The organism is Yersinia pekkanenii (genome assembly GCF_001152565.1).
Classification (GTDB): Bacteria; Pseudomonadota; Gammaproteobacteria; order Enterobacterales; family Enterobacteriaceae; genus Yersinia; species Yersinia pekkanenii.
Window position 1 is genome coordinate 14,780 of record NZ_CQAZ01000046.1, and the last position, 17,113, is coordinate 31,892.

The window sequence follows — 17,113 nt, forward strand, 5'->3', positions numbered from 1 at the left end:
CGGTGCGAATGCTGCGAACTTCGTCATGATGCATGGAGCTATGACAGACCTTTTTCAAGTGAGAAAGCCGTTAGGCATTGGAACCATCATTCATCTATCTGGCCTAGTGTTCAGGCGCGAGAACGCCGAAAGAAGGTCAGTTTGAGGGGCCAAAATTGCCCCCCGTCTAACCCACAGCATGATTAACAGGAGGCCCTATCCATGAATGCTGAAATCCCCCCTAATGAAACACTCCCCGACCGTAAAGTTAAACGCAGTAAACGGCGTAATCGCTGTATTCGACAGGTCGCGACAGTGGCGTTTTGTATGCTTTGCCTGAATACCGGCGTCACGTTATTGATGAATCAGTGGCTTACCCCTAAAACCGTGACCTTTGATATGAAAGGCACGATTGATAATTTCATGACCCAAATGACGGCCAAGACCCTGAGTGAAGATAATACCAACGTCTTGACGCACCGTTTTAACGAAGCATTGATGGGGAGTCTTGAAGAGTATCAACATAATCATCGCGTCATCGTGCTGGTCAGTTCGGCGGTGGTCAGTGGGGCAGAAGATGTCACCAAAGATATTCAGGCGGTTATCGCCACCCGAATGGCGGGAGGACAATAATGTGCACATCTCATATTGAAAAGCCGATGCTTGAACAACTGAATCAATGTCCCTAGTGCTTTGCTGGAGTTAAAATGAAACGTATCCTATTGTGCCTCACTGCTTTTATTTCCTGTGTTGCTGCGGCTGAAAATCTACAGCGTAATGATACCCCAATATTCTCCCCCGTTCAGAAAGCGGTTAAAACAGAACCCCAGCAATTTATAAAACAAACCAGAGCGTATTTAAAAGGAACGGAGCGGGAAACGCTTCAGCAAGAACGTCTGATTTTGCTTATTGAAAAGATATCAATCAATATTGACATTATTCGTGATGCGACTTTACGTAATAACGAGCACTGTTTATTTGACGGCAAGGCGTATTCACTGGGCGCTATACATCAAAGTTTAGCAATGGAATGTCATAAAAATGATAATGGAATATATTACTGGTCGAAGTGATAGTTCCTTCCATATCCATCTTGTATATCATGAACGTAAGGAGTATTTGATGCCCGATATTGCTGATGTTGCACAAGAGTATACCGACATTCAACTTCATCATGCGCTGCTCAACATTCGCGCCCCACTGAAAACACCCAGCCTCAGTATCTGCCAACACTGTAATACCCCTATCCCGCCAGCACGACAGGCGTTAGGTGGCGTGACAACCTGTGTGACATGCCAGGAAAAACTGGAGTTTACACACCGTATTGTTCTTGCAGGTCATAACCGCCGTTAAACTATTTCTACAGGATGTTAACTCAGGATGAAAGACACTGTATTTAACCGAGCTGTTATAGCAATATCCTACCCATTGGCTTTGTTGTTTTTATTAGGTTTATTATCATTAATACCACAAATGTATGACTTATCCCTGAATGAAGAAAGTGTGTACTGGCGGGATTGGCGCATTGTTGTTCTGGCTTCTATTATACCTATGGTGTTGTATCTGGTTGGATTTTCAATTATTTGCTCATGGAGAGAAAGGATTATCTATTGCCTCTGTAATTCATTTACGTTGTATTCTATTTCTATTGCGTATCTCATCTGGCTATTGATAAAGTCATTCGTTTTGCTTGAATGGCAAATTCCACTTCACGAAGAGTTGAGACTCTCTTTAATTACTGGGGTTGTTATTTCATGCGTTGCATTGTTCCTCTCAATTAAAATAATTGAAGACTAAATTTCATCATTCCCCTCTTTATTATGAGTCAATCATCATGCGTCTATTTATTGCCATCACACTTCTGTGTTGTCCACTGCTCACCAGTGCCCGTGATTTAGGTAAATGGGGCGATATTTATCCGGTACAGGAGCAGAGCTTTTTAAACCTGATACAACAACGTTTGGGGGCGCTGGAGAAAAGCGGCGAAATGGCCGAACTCCAACAGCGTTTCAAAGATAACGTTATCGAAAACACCCTGCGACCGCCAGCAGTAGAAGGACTCAGCACCGATACACAATCCCACACGCGCTGGTATGACCCCACTTTTATTGTTGGCCAGACACTCAGTGACCCAAAAGGCACCGTTTTTGCGCGTAAAGGGGAGAAGATCAACCCGCTTGATACCATACCGCTTAACAGTACGCTGTATTTTATCGATGCTGACGACCCGCGTCAGGTTGACTGGATGAAAACGCAAAAGCCGCCCACGGTGAACTACAAAGTCATTTTGGTTAACGGCAATATTAAAACCGCGACCGCTGCGCTCAATACCCGTATCTATTTTGACCAGGGCGGCGAACTCACCCGCCGCTTTGGTCTGACCCATGTCCCTGCGACCTTAACGCAGGACAATAAACGGCTGAAAATTGTCAGCGCCCCGATGCAGGAGAACCGCTAATGGCCTTGCGTCGATGGCTGATGGCCTGTTTGTTCCTCTTTCCCGCACTGGCCAACGCCGATGTCATGTGCGAGGGGCGCTTTGTTAACCCGATCACCGATATCTGCTGGGAGTGCATTTTCCCGCTGAGTATCGGCAATATTCAAATCGCTTCGGGACCGGCGGCTGATACTGAAAACCCCTCCAGTCCCATCCAGATATGCCCGATGGGAATTTTGTACCGCGTGGGTTTAGCTATCGGTTACTGGGAACCCTTTGCGCTGACGGATGTGACGCTTTCCCCTTACTGCATGGTGAACCTGGGCGGTTTTAATCTCAATGTCGGTAAAGTCGGCACGGGTATGGCCGGGCAAAGTGACAAGACGGCGGCCGGGGCGATGTATCACGTTCACTGGTACAAATACCCGCTCACTTACTGGCTTAACATTATTACCTCTGTGGGCTGCTTGCAAACAGGTGACATGGATATCGGCTATCTCTCGGAGCTGGACCCCATGTGGGACGACGATACGCTTTCTCTTATCATCAATCCGGAAGCCCTGTTATTCGGCAATCCCATTGCGCAGGCTGCCTGTGCGGCTGATGCCGTGGCGGCGAGCTGGAAACCCATCAATGCGTTGTTCTGGTGTGCCGGTGCGCACGGCAGCATGTATCCCTTTACCGGCTTTGCTTCTGATGAATTTAGCCAGCAACAAACCTCCATTCTGCTCTCTGAACGCATGGCATTTAAGCTGCACCGACAGGGGTTGATCATGAACAGCGTCGGTCAAGATAACGCCGTGTGTTTTGAGTACCCGTCGCCGATTATCCCCAAAGACCGCTACCGCTATCAGATGGTCAATATGCATGCCGATGCCCGGATGTGTCACCCCTTTGGCCGCACGGTCATGAGCTGGGAAACAGGTCATACCACCCCCGCCAGTCGTAAGAACTTCGGCTATCTCATCTGGCGTAAACGTAATTGCGTCTTTTTATAAAAGGAACACTCCCTTGAAATTACTTTTCAGAGTCACGCTGTTGAGCGTTGTCATTGGAGCCATGCCGGTACTGGCTGAAACACAACAAGATAACCAGGCATTCATTGAGTCTATGCGCGATAAGAATGATGCCCTGCAAAAACAAAAGGCACCGGTGTCACTCCCGTTTACCTCACCCCGTCAGGGCGCGTTTGATGAACAGTGGATCAACTCCCTGAAAAAACAGCAGCAACCGGCCTTGTCCGGCCCGGAGAAACCGCAGCCAAAAGCACTCTACTTTGTGTCGTTTTCCATTCCGGAAGCCGGCCTCAAGCTGATTTTGCAGGAAGCCGCTGATGTCGGTATTCCGTCTGTCTTAAAGGGTTTGATTGATGATGATTTTGCTAAAACGGCCGGTGCCGTCTTTAACCTGGTCAAAGAGGATAATCGCGGGGGCGTACAAATCGACCCTGTGCAATTTCAGACTTACAACATTACTCACGTTCCGGCACTGGTGGTGATATGCGGGGATAAATCAGATCTCATCAGTGGCTCTATCCGGATCAAAAGCGCGCTGGAGCAAATTGTCCGCGAGGGCGATTGTCCGGAGGTAGCACGGGAATTGCTCGGGGAGAAATTGCATGAAGCAACGGAGTAAGTTCTTTTTTTTGCCCTTGTTTATCAGTCTGGTGTTGATGACAACCAGTGACGCCAATGATAAATACAAGGAAGGGGCTGATTTTGCCAAATCCATTCAGGGGCAGGGCACCAACCAGTTAAATTCCTTTAGCGCCCCCAATACCTTCCCTGGATTTACCGCCACCCCGCCAGAAACCGGTTATTACGGCGGTGAAACCTCGATGTCAAATGCCGACATTCTCAATGCCGGTAATCATGCGTTGAACACGTCCGAAGTGGGGAAGGTCGCGCAAGAGTCCTTATTAAACCGGCCTTCAGATCAACTCTCGCTTGATGCGCCGTTTATTGACAATGGATTTCAAATTCAGGACAAGGCCGACATTATCACCGAGGGCAGTAATGAGTTTTGTGAGCCGGTCAATGTGAACAAGACCGAGATAAACACCTTTCGCTGTGACCGGGCACCGGCCATAGAAGTCGCTTGCACCCGAACTGCCTCAATTGACGGGACCTGGGTGGACAGTACGGCGGATGTGGATGTGATTATTGATTCGAGACAACTCTTTTTTCATGCGATAGGGACCGGAAAAGAATATCAATCGGGTGCGAGCACCACGTTTGTCGTACCGGCTAATATCAATGGCCCTATTTTAAGTGCCACTATGACCCATATTGGGATGGGATCGACGTACCTGATGATGCAAGTCTTGGGGGTTGAAGTCAATATCAGTGACGGCACTCGCAATTTTACGCCCACAATTACAGCGTTGACGGCCGGACAGCAGATACCCGTGAATATCGTGTTGTCTTCCAGCCCGAGTGCCACAGTGAACTTTTACAACAGTAAACAGCACTGGTTTACTGTGGTTCTGAGAGTGCATACGGGCAGTAGAGAATACCAGCCTAAAGTGGTCTGGACCGAGAGTTGTCCTTTTAACAAGGCGGAAGAAGTGCTGATAACCAGTCAGTGTGTTGAAGCCGGTGGCAACAGAACTATCACGGTAGAGGGCAAACAATACTCGGTTTACAGTGATTGTTGGAAGTACAAGGACACCTATTTTTCTCAGGTGGCGGATAACGGCACTTGCGGTAAATACATGGCCGACAGTGCCTGTACATTGTCCTCGCAAAAATGCCTTACCTCTATTGGCAATATTTGCACGCAAGAGCAGGTGTATTTCTCCTGTGAAACCAAAATCAGCGGTGAGGCGCAACTGTGTGCCGGTGAGCTGGTCTGCAATGACGGTTCCTGTGATTTATTGAATAACGATAAATCAAACAGCTTTGGTAATGCGGTCTCTGGACTCGCTGCATTGGCGGCGGCTGGGGAGGATGTTGCTGCACTGAACGGCATCAACGTGACGGCGTTTACCGGTGCCCCAAAATCCTGTCGTCAGGCAGCGGCGGGCTTTAGTAACTGCTGCAAGGACAGTGGCTGGGGAGCCAGTATCGGTCTGGCCCATTGTGACAGCGACGAAAAAGCGCTGGGCGAAGCAAAAGAGCGGTTACTGACTGTGTATATCGGGGACTACTGTTCCAGGAAAGTGTTGGGCGTTTGTCTACAGAAGAAAAAGAGCTACTGCCAGTTTGATTCCAAACTTGCCCAAATTATTCAGGAGCAGGGGCGCGGTTGGCAACTTGGCGTTAACTTTGGGAGTGCAGAGAGTCCCAATTGCCGAGGGATAACCATCGATGAGCTGCAACGTATCCTGTTTGATAAAGTGGATTTCAGCAACTTCTACAGTGACCTGACTGGCGGGACCACTATCCCAGTGGATGCCGACATTATTTCGCGCGTCAAAGAGCAGGTTGCAGCCAGCATGCAACAGCAATCCGCGAGGGGGAAATGATGCGAGATTCCCTGTTAACCCTGGCGTTATGTTGTCTGATAAGCCCACTGACACTGGCGGCAGAGAAACCCGCGCCAGTCACATCGACCAAAACCTATACGGACGAACCGATAGTGGGCTGGCACTGGTACAACGAGCCGCAGCCTGAAGAGGACGAAGAGGAAGAAAAAGCCCCCAACGTCCCCCTCTCTCAGTTACCCCCCAATGTGCAAATGCGGTTACTGCAAAAACTGACCGAAACGCAACTCAATACGGCCATTCTGCATCCATCAGCGGAAAACGTGGGTAAATTCCTGCGCTTGCAACAGTTCTGGACCAATCAGGCCAGCGCGTTCCGACAGGGCGGTAAAAAAGCGCTGCTGTCCTATCCTGAGCTGGATTACAACCTGCAATACAGCCATTACAACAGTACCGTCCCGGCCCAACTGGCGGCGGATAAAGCCAAACAGGTGGACGCCATTCGTTCACTGACGCAGCAATACGGTGTGTTCTTCTTCTACCGAGGCAATGAGCCGCTGGATAACCTGTTGGCAACGGTAGTACGGGATTTTGCCCGTGCACAAGGTGTCGCCATTATCCCCATCAGCATGGACGGTGCCCGCAGTTCTGCGTTCCCAACCAGCCGTATTGATAGCGGTCAGGCTCAGACGATGGGCGTAACCCATTTTCCGGCGCTGTTTCTGGTCAACCCTACGACGCAGGAATTCAAACCGCTGGCGTATGGCTTCATGACCCAGGACGACCTCTCGAAGCAATTTCTCAATGTGGCGACTGATTTCGCGCCCGTCTCTTAAAGGAATACCGATGAAAAACGAAAAATTTCTCGAAAATGTCATGCTCTTTTTTGGGTGTGCGTTGATGTGTGCCGCCGTTGCCTTTCACTTTCTGGCAAAACTGGCCATCAGCGCACGGTTACTCACGCTCTCGTTATCCGGCCAGGAAACCTTGCACCTGATATCGGTGGGCGGTGCCTTGTTCCTGTTCGTTATCGGCGCTGGATTGGTGATTGCAGGCTGGCTCTATTCGGGCATGAACGCCTGGAAAACCTTTATGGCAGTGACTACCCACGGGGAGGAAAAACAGTGAAGAAAGGAATGATTTGCCTGTTTATTACGCTGCTCTGTGGTTATGGCCTCGCTCAGGCGTCGGTGCGTGACGAGATAGCCCAACTGGAGGCGCATAAAATACCCTCAACAGCACCACAAATCGAAGACGTTCCGTCACCGGTAAAAGCCCCTAAAGCGGCCAATACGATACGCCTGTCCAGTGGTGCAGTGGTCAATCTGAATGATTTCAATATCGTGCTGTTTATGCAGCAAAGTTGCAGTTACTGCAAACAATTTGACCCTGTTTTACGCGGGGTGAGCGAATCGACCGGACTGAAGGTTTTCCCTTACACGCTGGACGGTCAGGGAGATGAGAGTTACCCGAATGCGCTACCCGCGCCACCGGAAGTGGTGGTGAGTTTCTTTCAGGAATTACCGGTGGCCACCCCCACGGCGTTTCTGGTGAATGTGCATACCATGCAGACCTATCCGTTGTTTCAGGGGGTGATGACGCCCGACCAACTGATGGCACGCTTAGATGAAGTGTTGGTTATCTCTCAGCGACCACAATAGCGTCATGCCGTTGTCAGTCCGAGGGTTATTTGTTCCCCGAAAGAACACCTATTATCGTATTTAATGAATGTAATATTGAAGGAGAGTGAGTCTATGAATTGTCATGAAAATAAAATGCCAGTGACGGAAGTCGATGTTGTTGATGAGAATAGCTTGTCATCTGAACCCGAGCTGAAAGCCACAGAAAAAACCGCACGGGAGTTCATTTGTGGTAAAAAAATGCGTTCAGATCCGAGTGAAATTAAAGGCTGGCAACATCTGGCTGCCTGTGTTGATGAACGGATTAAGCGTTATCCAGCGTCCCGGACAGTGACACAACGAACGGTGTATCGCTGGGAGAACTTGGAACGTGATGAAACTTATACGCATATTGCCACCGGTGTTCATGGTTATGAGTCGTTATGCTGCTCAGAAATGCTCGCAGAAAAGGTGGAAAGTGCCTACATACTGGCTGCTGGCAAAGTGACCTGTCCACTGTGCCGAATGATCTGGCAGGACTGCCAGGCCTTTACAAACGAAGATTTTCGGGTGGAGAAGTGAGGCTGCCCAAATCCAACATTGTCTGCGATAACAAAATCGGACTCTGTTGCGCCCCGTTAATCGAGGTGTATTGGGTATAGAAATGGTCACAATTCTGGCTTGTCAATCTGATGGCCATAAAAAAGTCGAATACGATTAGTTATGCCGTTGTCAGTCTTATTGTATTAACGCCCCGAAAGTACACCTTTATCCTATTCAATGAATTCCATATTGCCATGGAAAGGAATTAAATATGTTTTCATGTAAACGGAAGTCTATTTCTTTAGAACAACTGAAAGAAAATAGAGAAAAACAGATTAAGTCGTTAGATAGAAAATTGGATTTTCCAACAAATCTTTTATTTATGGGTATGGCTTTTTTTGTTATGTATTTAATTAGTGATTATGTTTTAAAAACACTGTTTGATACATTAACCCGCGTTGATGGATTTGACACCAGAGTCCAGCTTGTTCTGAATATGGTGATGTATATCATGCCATGGTTTTTTGGGTTCATCAGCCTTGGACTAATGAGTGTCGCCGCATCCATTGCCTCGGTTGAAATTGGGTATTCTGCTCTCGTGTTTTATAGTTTGAATAAGAGAATAAAAAAACGTCAGCAGGAAGAAAAAAATACAAATGAACCTCAGCAAACGCAGCCTCATGATATTCAATATAAACAGCGTGGCTATGTTTCGGTACTGGATTTGCATCATAAGGCAACTGCTCTTGCGGTTCATGCCAATATCGCTTACTGGGAATGTCTGATGTGTGCCTTTGGTGAAGAAGCCCATACCCGTGGTTTTATTGTCCTGACGATTGATGAGTACCAACAGCAGATTGTGACTTGGGAAATTGAAGACTTGGATGCTCAGGATAAATCACATCTGGGCTGCGCAGTCATTAAAGCCCGCCAGAAGCTCTTCGCCCCGACAATGACGCCGGATATTGTAGACCGCATTGTTACTACGGGAACTGAGGATGGACATAACACTTACTGGGTTGACGCTATTTTGAACGCACTTGAAAAGGAAGGCTTGGTTGTTGTCAAAACAACAAATACAGAACCTACCCACGACTGATAATGGTTATTTTGTATTGCCCCTCCTTATTGATAGTTTAAATTATAGTAAAGGATGTCTGTACATGCTTAATTCTAAAGATAAATTAATTTCATTAGAGAAGTTAAAAGATAATAAGCCGAATTTAAATAAGCGATTAAAAAAACAAAAATCATTAATTCTTATTCGGTTTTATATTATTATTTCTATTGTCGTCTCGTCTGCATTTGTTATTGGGATCTTGCTTGAAATGGACTCCCTCACTTCTTTGCACAAACCGGTTAAAGCTATTGAGGTTCATTCAGTACAGAAGGAGGCGCACCATGCAGAATAAGTCACGCTTGTTTGGCTCACTACTCCTGATGACCGCCCCCCTCCATGCGGATGTAAATAATGACCTCAATAACTTCTTCAATAAGCTGGGCTTTGAGGGCAATGCCACGGCGGCGCAGGTCTGGCAAGGGCAGGCCGCAGGTTATGCGACCGGTGGCTCATTGTATTTGCGCAGCAACGTGAAACAAATCCAGATGATATCCATGACCGTTCCCAGCATTAACGCCGGTTGCGGCGGCATCGATGCCTATCTTGGGGCGTTCTCCCACATCAACAGTGAGCAATTGGAGCGGTTCGCCAAACAGATTATGGCCAATGCCGCCGGATACCTTTTTGATTTGGCGTTGCAAACCGCCGTACCCGGCATGAAGCAGGCCAAGGATTTTGTGCAGAAACTGGCTACCGATGTTAACAGCATGAACATGTCGTCGTGTCAGGCAGCACAAGGCATTATCGGGGGGCTGTGGCCCAAGACACAGTTAGGCTCTGAGAAGGTTTGTCAGGACATTGCCGGTGAATCAAACATCTTCAGTGACTGGGCCGCTTCTCGTCAGGGTTGTACGGTCGGCGGTCAACTCAGTGGTATTTTGACCAATGCCCCGGAGCAGTACAAAGACCAGATAGTGACTAACAAAAACCTGATGTGGGATGCACTCAGTAAGAATGCCATGTTCAGTGGCAATCAGCAGTTGAAAGAGTTTGCGATGAGTATCACCGGCACACTGATATTTGATAATGATGGCAAAGTGATCCCCTTGCTGTCACTGGCCGATAACCAGGACATCATTAAAGCCCTGATGCACGGGGGGCAGGCCAAAGTCTACGCCTGTAACAGTGACGCGTGCTTAATCCCGACTCTCTCAACCATGACCATCAGTGCCAGTAACGGGTTGGATAAGCGGGTGCAGACCATGATTGACGGCATTTATAACAAACTGAGCAGTGATGAACCTTTATCAGATGCGGAGAAAGGCTTTATCGAAAGCACCTCGGTTCCCATCCTAAAATATTTGGTTGACCCCCAGATGGCCGGTATTGGCCCCAATATGCTGTCCAGCCTGTCGGAATATGTCGCCTATGACATTCTGCTTCAGTATCTGAAAGAAGTGCTGCAACAGGCCCGCATGATGGTGGCTGCCAAGAACTTCCCCGAAGAAACCGCCAGGAACCTGAAAGACAGTATGGATACCGCCGCACGTCAGCTTAATTCGTTGCAGGGGGCGGTACAGGTGAAATCCAATGCGTTGATGGAGCTTGATCGGCAGATGAGTTATCTGCGCCAACAAGTGTCCAGTCAGCTGCTTGAACGCTATCAGCAAAACTACGGCTACGAGGGGAAATAATGGACGTTCAGACGGTTTATGTCCTGGCCTCCGGGGACTACTTTCAGGCGGCATTTAATGGTGTCGCGGCCCTTATCGGTTCCAGTTCGTGGGACTCGATGTTGCGTATTGTGCTATTTATTGCGGCCTTCGTCTTTTATTTCACCTACATCCAAAAGCATGACCCACTGGAGTTTATCAAGTTTATTGCGGTGCTGGTGATTGTCAGCAGTTTATTGCTCATTCCGAAAGCCACGGTACAGATTATTGACCGGAGTGACCCCGCGAGTGTGTATGTGGTCGACAATGTGCCTGTTGGTTTGGCCGTACCTGCCCGACTCATCACCTCGATTGGAACAGACATGACGGAGCTGTATGAACTCATTTTCCGCACACCGGATTCCGCTACTTACAGCAAAACGGGCATGTTGTTTGGGGCCACGCTGGTTCAGCGGGCCAATGATGTTTTCCTGCAAAACGGGGAACTGGCGAACTTATTCGGTGAGTACGTCAAAAACTGTGTGATTGGCGACATGATGCTCAACCATAAATACAGTATGCAGGATTTGATGAATTCAACCGACCCTTACACGCTCATCTTCTCACAACCCAGCCCGTTGCGGGGCGTAATGGTGCCGCGAGGAAGCACACTGGTGTCCGCCGGTTTTCATACCTGTGAGGCGCTGGCTCGCAATGTACTGGAGCCGCAACTGAGATTAGATACCAGTAACGGCGGGACCACATGGGTGCATTATGTCAGCCGTTTTTTTGGGACAAAACCGGATGCCAATGTCTTGTTCGCCAACCTGGTGGGTGAGAGTTACGACTTTTATTATGCCGGTGGGAAGTCCGCCAGTGAAGTGATGCGCAAGAACGTGACCATGAGTGCGTTGCGGTCGGGCATTGCAGGCACCGCATCCCGCAATGGCGATACGGCCAGTCTGGTGAATATGGCCTCGGAGTCGTCTTACAGCAAAATGCGCATGAGCTGGGCGGCATCCAGTAGCATCAGCATGACTTTCTTACCGGTGATGCACACGGTACTGATGGCGATGCTGATTGGCATGTTTCCCCTGATGATATTGTTGGCGTCTATCCATACGTTGACGGTGAGTATTCTGAAAGGGTTTGTCTTTACACTGGTCTATCTGCAAGCCTGGCCCCCGCTGTATGCCATCCTGAATTATGCCATGACGTTCTACCTGAAGGGCCACGCGAGCGGGATGGATATTACCCTGTCCAATGTGGCCTCCGTTCAGCAGATGCACAGTGATGTCGCCACCATGTCAGGGTGGCTGGCCAACTCCATCCCCTTCCTTGCGGGGGCGATTGTGTTTGGTTTGTGGAAAGGGGTCTCTCAGGCAGGGAGTTATCTGGGGACGGCGACCAACAGTTCGACCAGTGCCTCAGCCTCCAATGCCACCGATGGCACCTGGGCGTTTAATAACATGCAGATGAATAACGCCAGCGGGCAAAAGTGGGATACGAACTTCTCTCACCGTGACGGACAAATGACATCACAGCACGCCAGTGGGGCGACTTCAACCCGCACGGGCAGTGGTCAGACAGTGTATGACTCGTCAACCGGGATGTCGAAATTGCCGGTCGATGTTCAGTTAGCTAAAGGACTGAGCAGCAGCTATCAGGCGCAACAACGTGAAACGATGAGCCAGGTCCAGAGCTTGAGTCAAGGCGTTAATCAAAGCGCCAGTGTGGGGGCCAGTCAACTGACGCAGTGGAGTCAGCAGCGCGGAAACAGTGATACCGCCACCTCTGGCACCGACAACAGCCGTGGCAGTAACTTTAATCAGGCGGTGAGCAAGCTGAGTAATATTACCTCGCGTTATCAGCGTGACAATAATGTGTCGCAGAGTGAAGCGGTGCGTGAGGCGATGGATAAGAGTCAGAATATGAGTGTGGGGGCGGGCGTAAGTGCGCAGGCTAAATTCGATACTGACCGTCAGATTCTGGGCAAGGTCGCCTCACTGACCACCGGGATGAGCTTCTCCGCAGAAGGACATGTCAAAGGGGAGTATACCGGCAACAGTGGCTCATCACATGGCACCAGCTCGGATACCACTAACCAGACCGGGCACAGCAAAGGCTATTCCGCACAGGAACTGAAGGATATCCGGGAAGCCGTGGATGTTATCAGTAGCCAGCGAGTGACGGACAGTGGCAGTCACACACAGAATGAGTCGGGTTCACTGGCTAACCAGATGTCCAGCACCTTCAGTGAGATGCGTACTCAGGTCAGTCAATATAATGATGCACTCAATCGCAGCCATGAATACGGTCAGATGGCGAGTTATGCTGAAAATAACAGTGCCAATATCCAGAGCAATTATGCGCAGGAGTTTGTGGGATATGTCCAGACCAAGCAGCCTCAGAACTCAGACGCCATATTGACTGATACCTCCAGCCCGGCCATCCGTGCGGAGCGAGAGCAACTGGCAGAACAGTTTGTGGATGAAAAACTGAAACCGGCGTTAGAGCAGGAGTTTGCGAACAACAAAGTCCGAGCGGCTGGCGGTATGGGCGGTGTGTCTGCGCCAGATGAAGGGTCGATGGGGATACAGGCCCAGTTTGCACATAATCAAAGTGCAATTAGTGATAATGCGAAGAATAATGGCGTGCAGGACAGGGGTGTTATATCGGCGTCTGTACAGGAACAGCGCCAAAATGCGACACAACAGATTGATTCGACGCAAGGAACAGTGGCAGAATCGAGACAGGGTGTTCAAAAAGAATATAATACTCTTAAGCAAGAGCATCAGGGGAGTGGTAAAGCCTTTAATTCAGCGTTAGAAAAAGAAAAGGATGAGCAGTCTACATTCCGTTATTATAGTGACTCAGATAAAAATAAAATGTCAGAACTAAAAGATCAGGTTAAAAATGGTGTGGATGATCTTACAGGAGGAAAGGATAAATGAGGTTAACCCGAACATTGATAGAGAATGATGTAAATAAAATACTGGAATCAGTTCGCAGTTATGACTACGTAATCCCTTCAGGGAGAGACGTATTGGCATATCCATTTAAAATACTAAAATTCCTTTATTTAACCCAACTACTTGTATTTGTATCAAGCTTGTATATTTACCCTGACTGGAGCGGAGAACGATTGCTGATGCAGTCAATATTTACCGTCGGGATTTGTATTTTCGCTTCAATTCTAATTATTGGTGTGACATATAATAATGTGGCTATGTACTTGTGTTTGGATTTAAAAACGAGAAGAGACTCAATTCTTATTGGTGAAGTAAAAAGGAAGCTAAAGTTATACTTAAGTTTTTACTTCGGAATCAATACGATGGTTTCAATTTTTTATCTTTTTTATGCTGACTGGGGAAGCTTAATTGTTGGTGTGTCGTACTTTGTTACCACTATGATTCTTTGTATTGTTTTTAACATGTCAATAAGCCGTTATTTTACACCTGCCGTATTTGCAGTTATTGGTAAAATTAAGGATATACTTTCACCTTCGGCCCCTGCTGTCGTTGAAAAGTAATTGTGTGCTCGCAGATTGAGCGGTCGGTAAGCGTAGGATTTTCATCAAAAGGTCGTTAGAATGGCGGCGCGGTGCTTGAGGCTTTCTGTCTCAAGCATGATGCAAAGGACAGAAAGACGAAAGCCTCGCAAGTTAAATCCTTTAACCCACGAGGCCGACGATGAATCTCAACAGTTCAATTGTAAGCCTCTTTCTTATCAGGAGGCAAGTATGTTTAGCAAATTCACCCTGTATGGGCTGGGGATGGTGTGTATCACCATCCTGATGTTCACACTGTTGGTTCGGGATTCACTCTGTGAAATCCGGGTTGAGCGGGGGGATGTGGTGCTGCTGGCAACGCTTGCCTACGAAGTAAGAAAGTAGCCTATGTGCGGGGGAGGTTTTCCCCCCCATTTTCGCGGCTCAGTTGTGTTGTGTGTTCATGTTCTTCAGGCACCGCGTCCTCGATATTCATTGCGACACTCCAAACCTCCCACTCAGGGATGCCTCTACATTATTATGGATATATAGACATCTGCACCTGCCAGGGCGACAGATCATCATTTGTACTTCATCAATATTTTTTTATGAATGCTTAATAGGGAATTCAATATGAATAATTCTTCGCAAGAAGGATCTAATGCCGTTCCGGTAATAAATGGCACGGGCGTTGAATCAGGACACCATGGCGATAATCATAGGGAGAAAGAATTATCTCCATTCGTGATGAGTAACATAATAGGGGTAATTATATCAATAATAAATACCGTCTTTATTTTGGTAATGACTTTATTTAATATTATTGGTTGGCTTGCTGTTGCCATTCCTGTTATTGCATTTTGGGTTTTTGTTGCTTGTTATGACAATAGTGTCGTAATTAATCGTGAATTTATCACCAACCTTGCTCATCTGTCGTCTACTTTCTCCATCTTGGTGCTGTTTATTTATATCGGGATGGCGTGGGTGTTAAATCGTAAAACTCCTTTCATCTATTAATAGATACCCTGTTGATTAAGTCGTGTTGCTGACATTTTTTCATTATATTTAATTATCCACAGGTAATATAAAATGACCTCTTCCAGTAAGCATATTACTCAGGGAGGCCAGGTATTCAGCTATATGCTGGGTATGTTTATGCAGGTCAATAAACGTATCTCTTTCTGGCTTATCCTCTGCTTTCTTATCTTCATGCCGACCATTTTCTATTTTCGCTTACCCAATCAGGAAATTATTAACGGCGGGAAATACTGGTGGTTATACCTGACCCATAAAAGTGAAGGGGCCATGTACCGCGTCCCGCCAGTGTATGACATTCATTACAACGATATGGTGCTGAAGTTCACTTCTGAAAATATCCTGAAAGACCCTTATATGACTTATGCCGGTCAAATGGTGTTACAGGAGTTGGGGCTGGCAGCATTCTGGACGTCAGTCATCGTGTTGTTCCTGGCCTATCTGGTCTACCGCTTCCTGCACCGGCTCGGTGAACGACAGGCGCAAGATGAGCTGATTGGCGGCAGGAACCTGACCGACGATGTGAAAGCCGTCGCGGCCCTTATGCGTAAACGTAATGATGCCTCCACCCTTTACTTTGATGACTTACCGCTGAAAAAAGACAGTGAAGTCCAAAATATTGCCATGTTGGGTTCGCCAGGGACCGGTAAGACCAATGCGATTAATAAGCTGATTAAGCAGGCCCGTGAACGTGGCGATATGGCCATTATTTACGACAAGGCTGGGACCTATACAGAGAAGCATTACAACGAAAACACCGATAAGTTACTGAATGCCATGGACAGCCGGTGTGAGAACTGGGACCTGTGGGCGGAGTGCCGTTCAATCCCCGAGTTCGACAGCATGTCCAGCACGCTTATCCCCATGAGTGCCAAAGAAGATCCGTTTTGGCAAGGTTCTGCCCGGACTATCTTTACCGGTGTGGGCTATCAAATGGGAAAAGACCCCAAGCGTAGCTATAACAAACTGTTGCGCACCTTACTCGCCATCAACCTGAAAGACCTCCGGGCCTTTTTATCCGGTACTGAAGCCGCGTCCTTGATGGAGGAAAAGGTCGAAAAAACCGCCATCTCCATACGCAGCGTGTTAACTAACTATGTCAAGGCACTGCGTTATTTGCAGGGGATTGAAAAAAATGGGAAAAAGCCGTTTACCATCCGGGAATGGATGAAAGGCGTCAATGACAGTGGTAACAACGGTATTTTATTTATCACCAGTCATGATGAGTATCACGAATCTGTTAAGCCCCTGGTGTCTGTCTGGCTGGCCATCGCGGCCAAAAATCTGATGTCCATGACACCGAATCCCAACCGCCGTGTCTGGTTTATTTACGACGAACTGATTTCCCTGCACAAACTGGCCGAGTTGCCGGATGTGCTGGCTCAGGCCCGTAAGTTTGGTGGTTGCTTTACGCTGGGCTTCCAGAATAAATCCCAGTTGGATTACACCTACGGTGTGGAATATGCCAACGCCATGTTTGACCTGATCAATACCCGTTTCTTCTTCCGCTCGCCCAGTGAGCATGAAGCGACCTTCGCGATGAAGGAACTGGGTCAGCGTCGGGCCAAAATCTTTAGCGAGCAATACAGCTACGGGGCCGATACCGTCAGGGATGGGGTCTCATTCAGCAAGTCGGAAGAAGACGTGTATCTGGTCAACTATTCCGATATCCAGTCATTACCCAATCTGAGTTGTTACATCACCCTGCCAGGCGAATATCCGGTGGTCAAAATGGCCATGCGTTACGAAAAACTCAAAGATTACGCCCCCTCGTTATTACCTCGGGATATGGACATCAGTCTCGATGCCGAAATCGAAGAACAACTGGAGCAACGCGAGCTTGAAGATCCGGGTCTAACGCGTCTGCTGGCGGG

The 17,113-nt window shown here is 48.0% G+C and carries 20 protein-coding genes; all 20 read left to right on the forward strand.

The annotated features are described in order from the left end of the window. Nucleotides 1-201: 201 nt before the first annotated feature. Nucleotides 202-612, forward strand: coding sequence for a type-F conjugative transfer system protein TrbI (trbI, locus tag AEP37_RS18715; protein WP_072086352.1), 411 nt, complete (start codon nt 202-204; stop codon nt 610-612). A 74-nt stretch (nt 613-686) separates the two neighbouring features. Beyond that, nucleotides 687-1,052 carry a hypothetical protein gene (locus AEP37_RS18720; RefSeq protein WP_049614772.1) on the forward strand — a complete coding sequence of 122 codons (366 nt, stop codon included), beginning with the start codon at nt 687-689 and terminating at the stop codon, nt 1,050-1,052. Between the two features lie 49 nt (nt 1,053-1,101). Further along, on the forward strand, nt 1,102-1,332 hold the full coding sequence (locus AEP37_RS18725) for a TraR/DksA C4-type zinc finger protein (RefSeq protein WP_049614773.1): 231 nt from the start codon (nt 1,102-1,104) through the stop codon (nt 1,330-1,332). 27 nt (nt 1,333-1,359) lie between these two features. Then, nucleotides 1,360-1,776 (forward strand): hypothetical protein, encoded by a 417-nt coding sequence (locus AEP37_RS18730; RefSeq protein WP_049614774.1) that lies wholly within the window; start codon nt 1,360-1,362, stop codon nt 1,774-1,776. 37 nt (nt 1,777-1,813) lie between these two features. Next, nucleotides 1,814-2,437 carry a type-F conjugative transfer system protein TraW gene (gene traW, locus AEP37_RS18735; RefSeq protein WP_156168675.1) on the forward strand — a complete coding sequence of 208 codons (624 nt, stop codon included), beginning with the start codon at nt 1,814-1,816 and terminating at the stop codon, nt 2,435-2,437. A 20-nt stretch (nt 2,438-2,457) separates the two neighbouring features. Next, nucleotides 2,458-3,414, forward strand: a complete 957-nt coding sequence (gene traU, locus AEP37_RS18740) for a conjugal transfer pilus assembly protein TraU (protein WP_049614788.1) — start codon at nt 2,458-2,460, stop codon at nt 3,412-3,414. Between the two features lie 13 nt (nt 3,415-3,427). Next, complete coding sequence (trbC, locus tag AEP37_RS18745) at nt 3,428-4,051, forward strand: type-F conjugative transfer system pilin assembly protein TrbC (protein ID WP_235801413.1); 624 nt, start codon at nt 3,428-3,430, stop codon at nt 4,049-4,051. After that, entirely contained in the window at nt 4,035-5,882 is a 1,848-nt protein-coding gene (gene traN / locus AEP37_RS18750; protein WP_072086353.1) for a type-F conjugative transfer system mating-pair stabilization protein TraN, read from the forward strand. Before trbC ends, traN begins: the two co-directional genes overlap by 17 nt. Beyond that, on the forward strand, nt 5,882-6,676 hold the full coding sequence (traF, locus tag AEP37_RS18755; protein WP_049614775.1) for a type-F conjugative transfer system pilin assembly protein TraF: 795 nt from the start codon (nt 5,882-5,884) through the stop codon (nt 6,674-6,676). Before traN ends, traF begins: the two co-directional genes overlap by 1 nt. Nucleotides 6,677-6,686: 10 nt before the next feature. Next, the gene (locus AEP37_RS18760; protein ID WP_049614776.1) at nt 6,687-6,968 is read left to right on the forward strand and encodes a hypothetical protein; all 282 of its coding nucleotides are present in this window, start codon (nt 6,687-6,689) and stop codon (nt 6,966-6,968) included. Further along, the gene (trbB, locus tag AEP37_RS18765) at nt 6,965-7,501 is read left to right on the forward strand and encodes a type-F conjugative transfer system pilin assembly thiol-disulfide isomerase TrbB (RefSeq protein ID WP_235801412.1); all 537 of its coding nucleotides are present in this window, start codon (nt 6,965-6,967) and stop codon (nt 7,499-7,501) included. Before AEP37_RS18760 ends, trbB begins: the two co-directional genes overlap by 4 nt. Nucleotides 7,502-7,594: 93 nt before the next feature. Next, nucleotides 7,595-8,041 (forward strand): hypothetical protein, encoded by a 447-nt coding sequence (locus tag AEP37_RS18770; protein ID WP_049614777.1) that lies wholly within the window; start codon nt 7,595-7,597, stop codon nt 8,039-8,041. A gap of 232 nt (nt 8,042-8,273) precedes the next feature. Beyond that, nucleotides 8,274-9,101, forward strand: coding sequence for a hypothetical protein (locus AEP37_RS18775; RefSeq protein WP_049614778.1), 828 nt, complete (start codon nt 8,274-8,276; stop codon nt 9,099-9,101). A gap of 64 nt (nt 9,102-9,165) precedes the next feature. Continuing rightward, on the forward strand, nt 9,166-9,414 hold the full coding sequence (locus AEP37_RS18780) for a hypothetical protein (RefSeq protein WP_049614779.1): 249 nt from the start codon (nt 9,166-9,168) through the stop codon (nt 9,412-9,414). Beyond that, nucleotides 9,404-10,756: a conjugal transfer pilus assembly protein TraH gene (gene traH, locus AEP37_RS18785; RefSeq protein ID WP_049614780.1), complete on the forward strand. Its 1,353-nt coding sequence runs from the start codon at nt 9,404-9,406 to the stop codon at nt 10,754-10,756. The genes AEP37_RS18780 and traH overlap by 11 nt, the downstream gene beginning before the upstream one ends. Further along, the gene (gene traG, locus AEP37_RS18790; protein WP_049614781.1) at nt 10,756-13,668 is read left to right on the forward strand and encodes a conjugal transfer mating-pair stabilization protein TraG; all 2,913 of its coding nucleotides are present in this window, start codon (nt 10,756-10,758) and stop codon (nt 13,666-13,668) included. Before traH ends, traG begins: the two co-directional genes overlap by 1 nt. Beyond that, nucleotides 13,665-14,246 carry a hypothetical protein gene (locus tag AEP37_RS18795; RefSeq protein ID WP_049614782.1) on the forward strand — a complete coding sequence of 194 codons (582 nt, stop codon included), beginning with the start codon at nt 13,665-13,667 and terminating at the stop codon, nt 14,244-14,246. Before traG ends, AEP37_RS18795 begins: the two co-directional genes overlap by 4 nt. A 210-nt stretch (nt 14,247-14,456) precedes the next feature. Further along, nucleotides 14,457-14,609 (forward strand): Hok/Gef family protein, encoded by a 153-nt coding sequence (locus AEP37_RS25155; RefSeq protein ID WP_072086354.1) that lies wholly within the window; start codon nt 14,457-14,459, stop codon nt 14,607-14,609. A gap of 228 nt (nt 14,610-14,837) precedes the next feature. Next, nucleotides 14,838-15,221, forward strand: a complete 384-nt coding sequence (locus AEP37_RS18800) for a hypothetical protein (RefSeq protein ID WP_049614783.1) — start codon at nt 14,838-14,840, stop codon at nt 15,219-15,221. A gap of 72 nt (nt 15,222-15,293) precedes the next feature. Next, nucleotides 15,294-17,113: type IV conjugative transfer system coupling protein TraD (gene traD / locus AEP37_RS18805; protein ID WP_049614784.1), on the forward strand; the 1,820-nt coding region annotated here is incomplete at its 3' end.

What these genes read in the sequence shown, in the direction of transcription:
- trbI (WP_072086352.1), top strand. Translation starts at nt 202, where the DNA reads ATGAATGCTGAAATCCCCCCTAATGAAACACTCCCCGACCGTAAAGTT.
- AEP37_RS18720 (WP_049614772.1), top strand. Translation starts at nt 687, where the DNA reads ATGAAACGTATCCTATTGTGCCTCACTGCTTTTATTTCCTGTGTTGCT.
- AEP37_RS18725 (WP_049614773.1), top strand. Translation starts at nt 1,102, where the DNA reads ATGCCCGATATTGCTGATGTTGCACAAGAGTATACCGACATTCAACTT.
- AEP37_RS18730 (WP_049614774.1), top strand. Translation starts at nt 1,360, where the DNA reads ATGAAAGACACTGTATTTAACCGAGCTGTTATAGCAATATCCTACCCA.
- traW (WP_156168675.1), top strand. Translation starts at nt 1,814, where the DNA reads ATGCGTCTATTTATTGCCATCACACTTCTGTGTTGTCCACTGCTCACC.
- traU (WP_049614788.1), top strand. Translation starts at nt 2,458, where the DNA reads ATGGCCTGTTTGTTCCTCTTTCCCGCACTGGCCAACGCCGATGTCATG.
- traN (WP_072086353.1), top strand. Translation starts at nt 4,035, where the DNA reads ATGAAGCAACGGAGTAAGTTCTTTTTTTTGCCCTTGTTTATCAGTCTG.
- traF (WP_049614775.1), top strand. Translation starts at nt 5,882, where the DNA reads ATGCGAGATTCCCTGTTAACCCTGGCGTTATGTTGTCTGATAAGCCCA.
- AEP37_RS18760 (WP_049614776.1), top strand. Translation starts at nt 6,687, where the DNA reads ATGAAAAACGAAAAATTTCTCGAAAATGTCATGCTCTTTTTTGGGTGT.
- AEP37_RS18770 (WP_049614777.1), top strand. Translation starts at nt 7,595, where the DNA reads ATGAATTGTCATGAAAATAAAATGCCAGTGACGGAAGTCGATGTTGTT.
- AEP37_RS18775 (WP_049614778.1), top strand. Translation starts at nt 8,274, where the DNA reads ATGTTTTCATGTAAACGGAAGTCTATTTCTTTAGAACAACTGAAAGAA.
- AEP37_RS18780 (WP_049614779.1), top strand. Translation starts at nt 9,166, where the DNA reads ATGCTTAATTCTAAAGATAAATTAATTTCATTAGAGAAGTTAAAAGAT.
- traH (WP_049614780.1), top strand. Translation starts at nt 9,404, where the DNA reads ATGCAGAATAAGTCACGCTTGTTTGGCTCACTACTCCTGATGACCGCC.
- traG (WP_049614781.1), top strand. Translation starts at nt 10,756, where the DNA reads ATGGACGTTCAGACGGTTTATGTCCTGGCCTCCGGGGACTACTTTCAG.
- AEP37_RS18795 (WP_049614782.1), top strand. Translation starts at nt 13,665, where the DNA reads ATGAGGTTAACCCGAACATTGATAGAGAATGATGTAAATAAAATACTG.
- AEP37_RS25155 (WP_072086354.1), top strand. Translation starts at nt 14,457, where the DNA reads ATGTTTAGCAAATTCACCCTGTATGGGCTGGGGATGGTGTGTATCACC.
- AEP37_RS18800 (WP_049614783.1), top strand. Translation starts at nt 14,838, where the DNA reads ATGAATAATTCTTCGCAAGAAGGATCTAATGCCGTTCCGGTAATAAAT.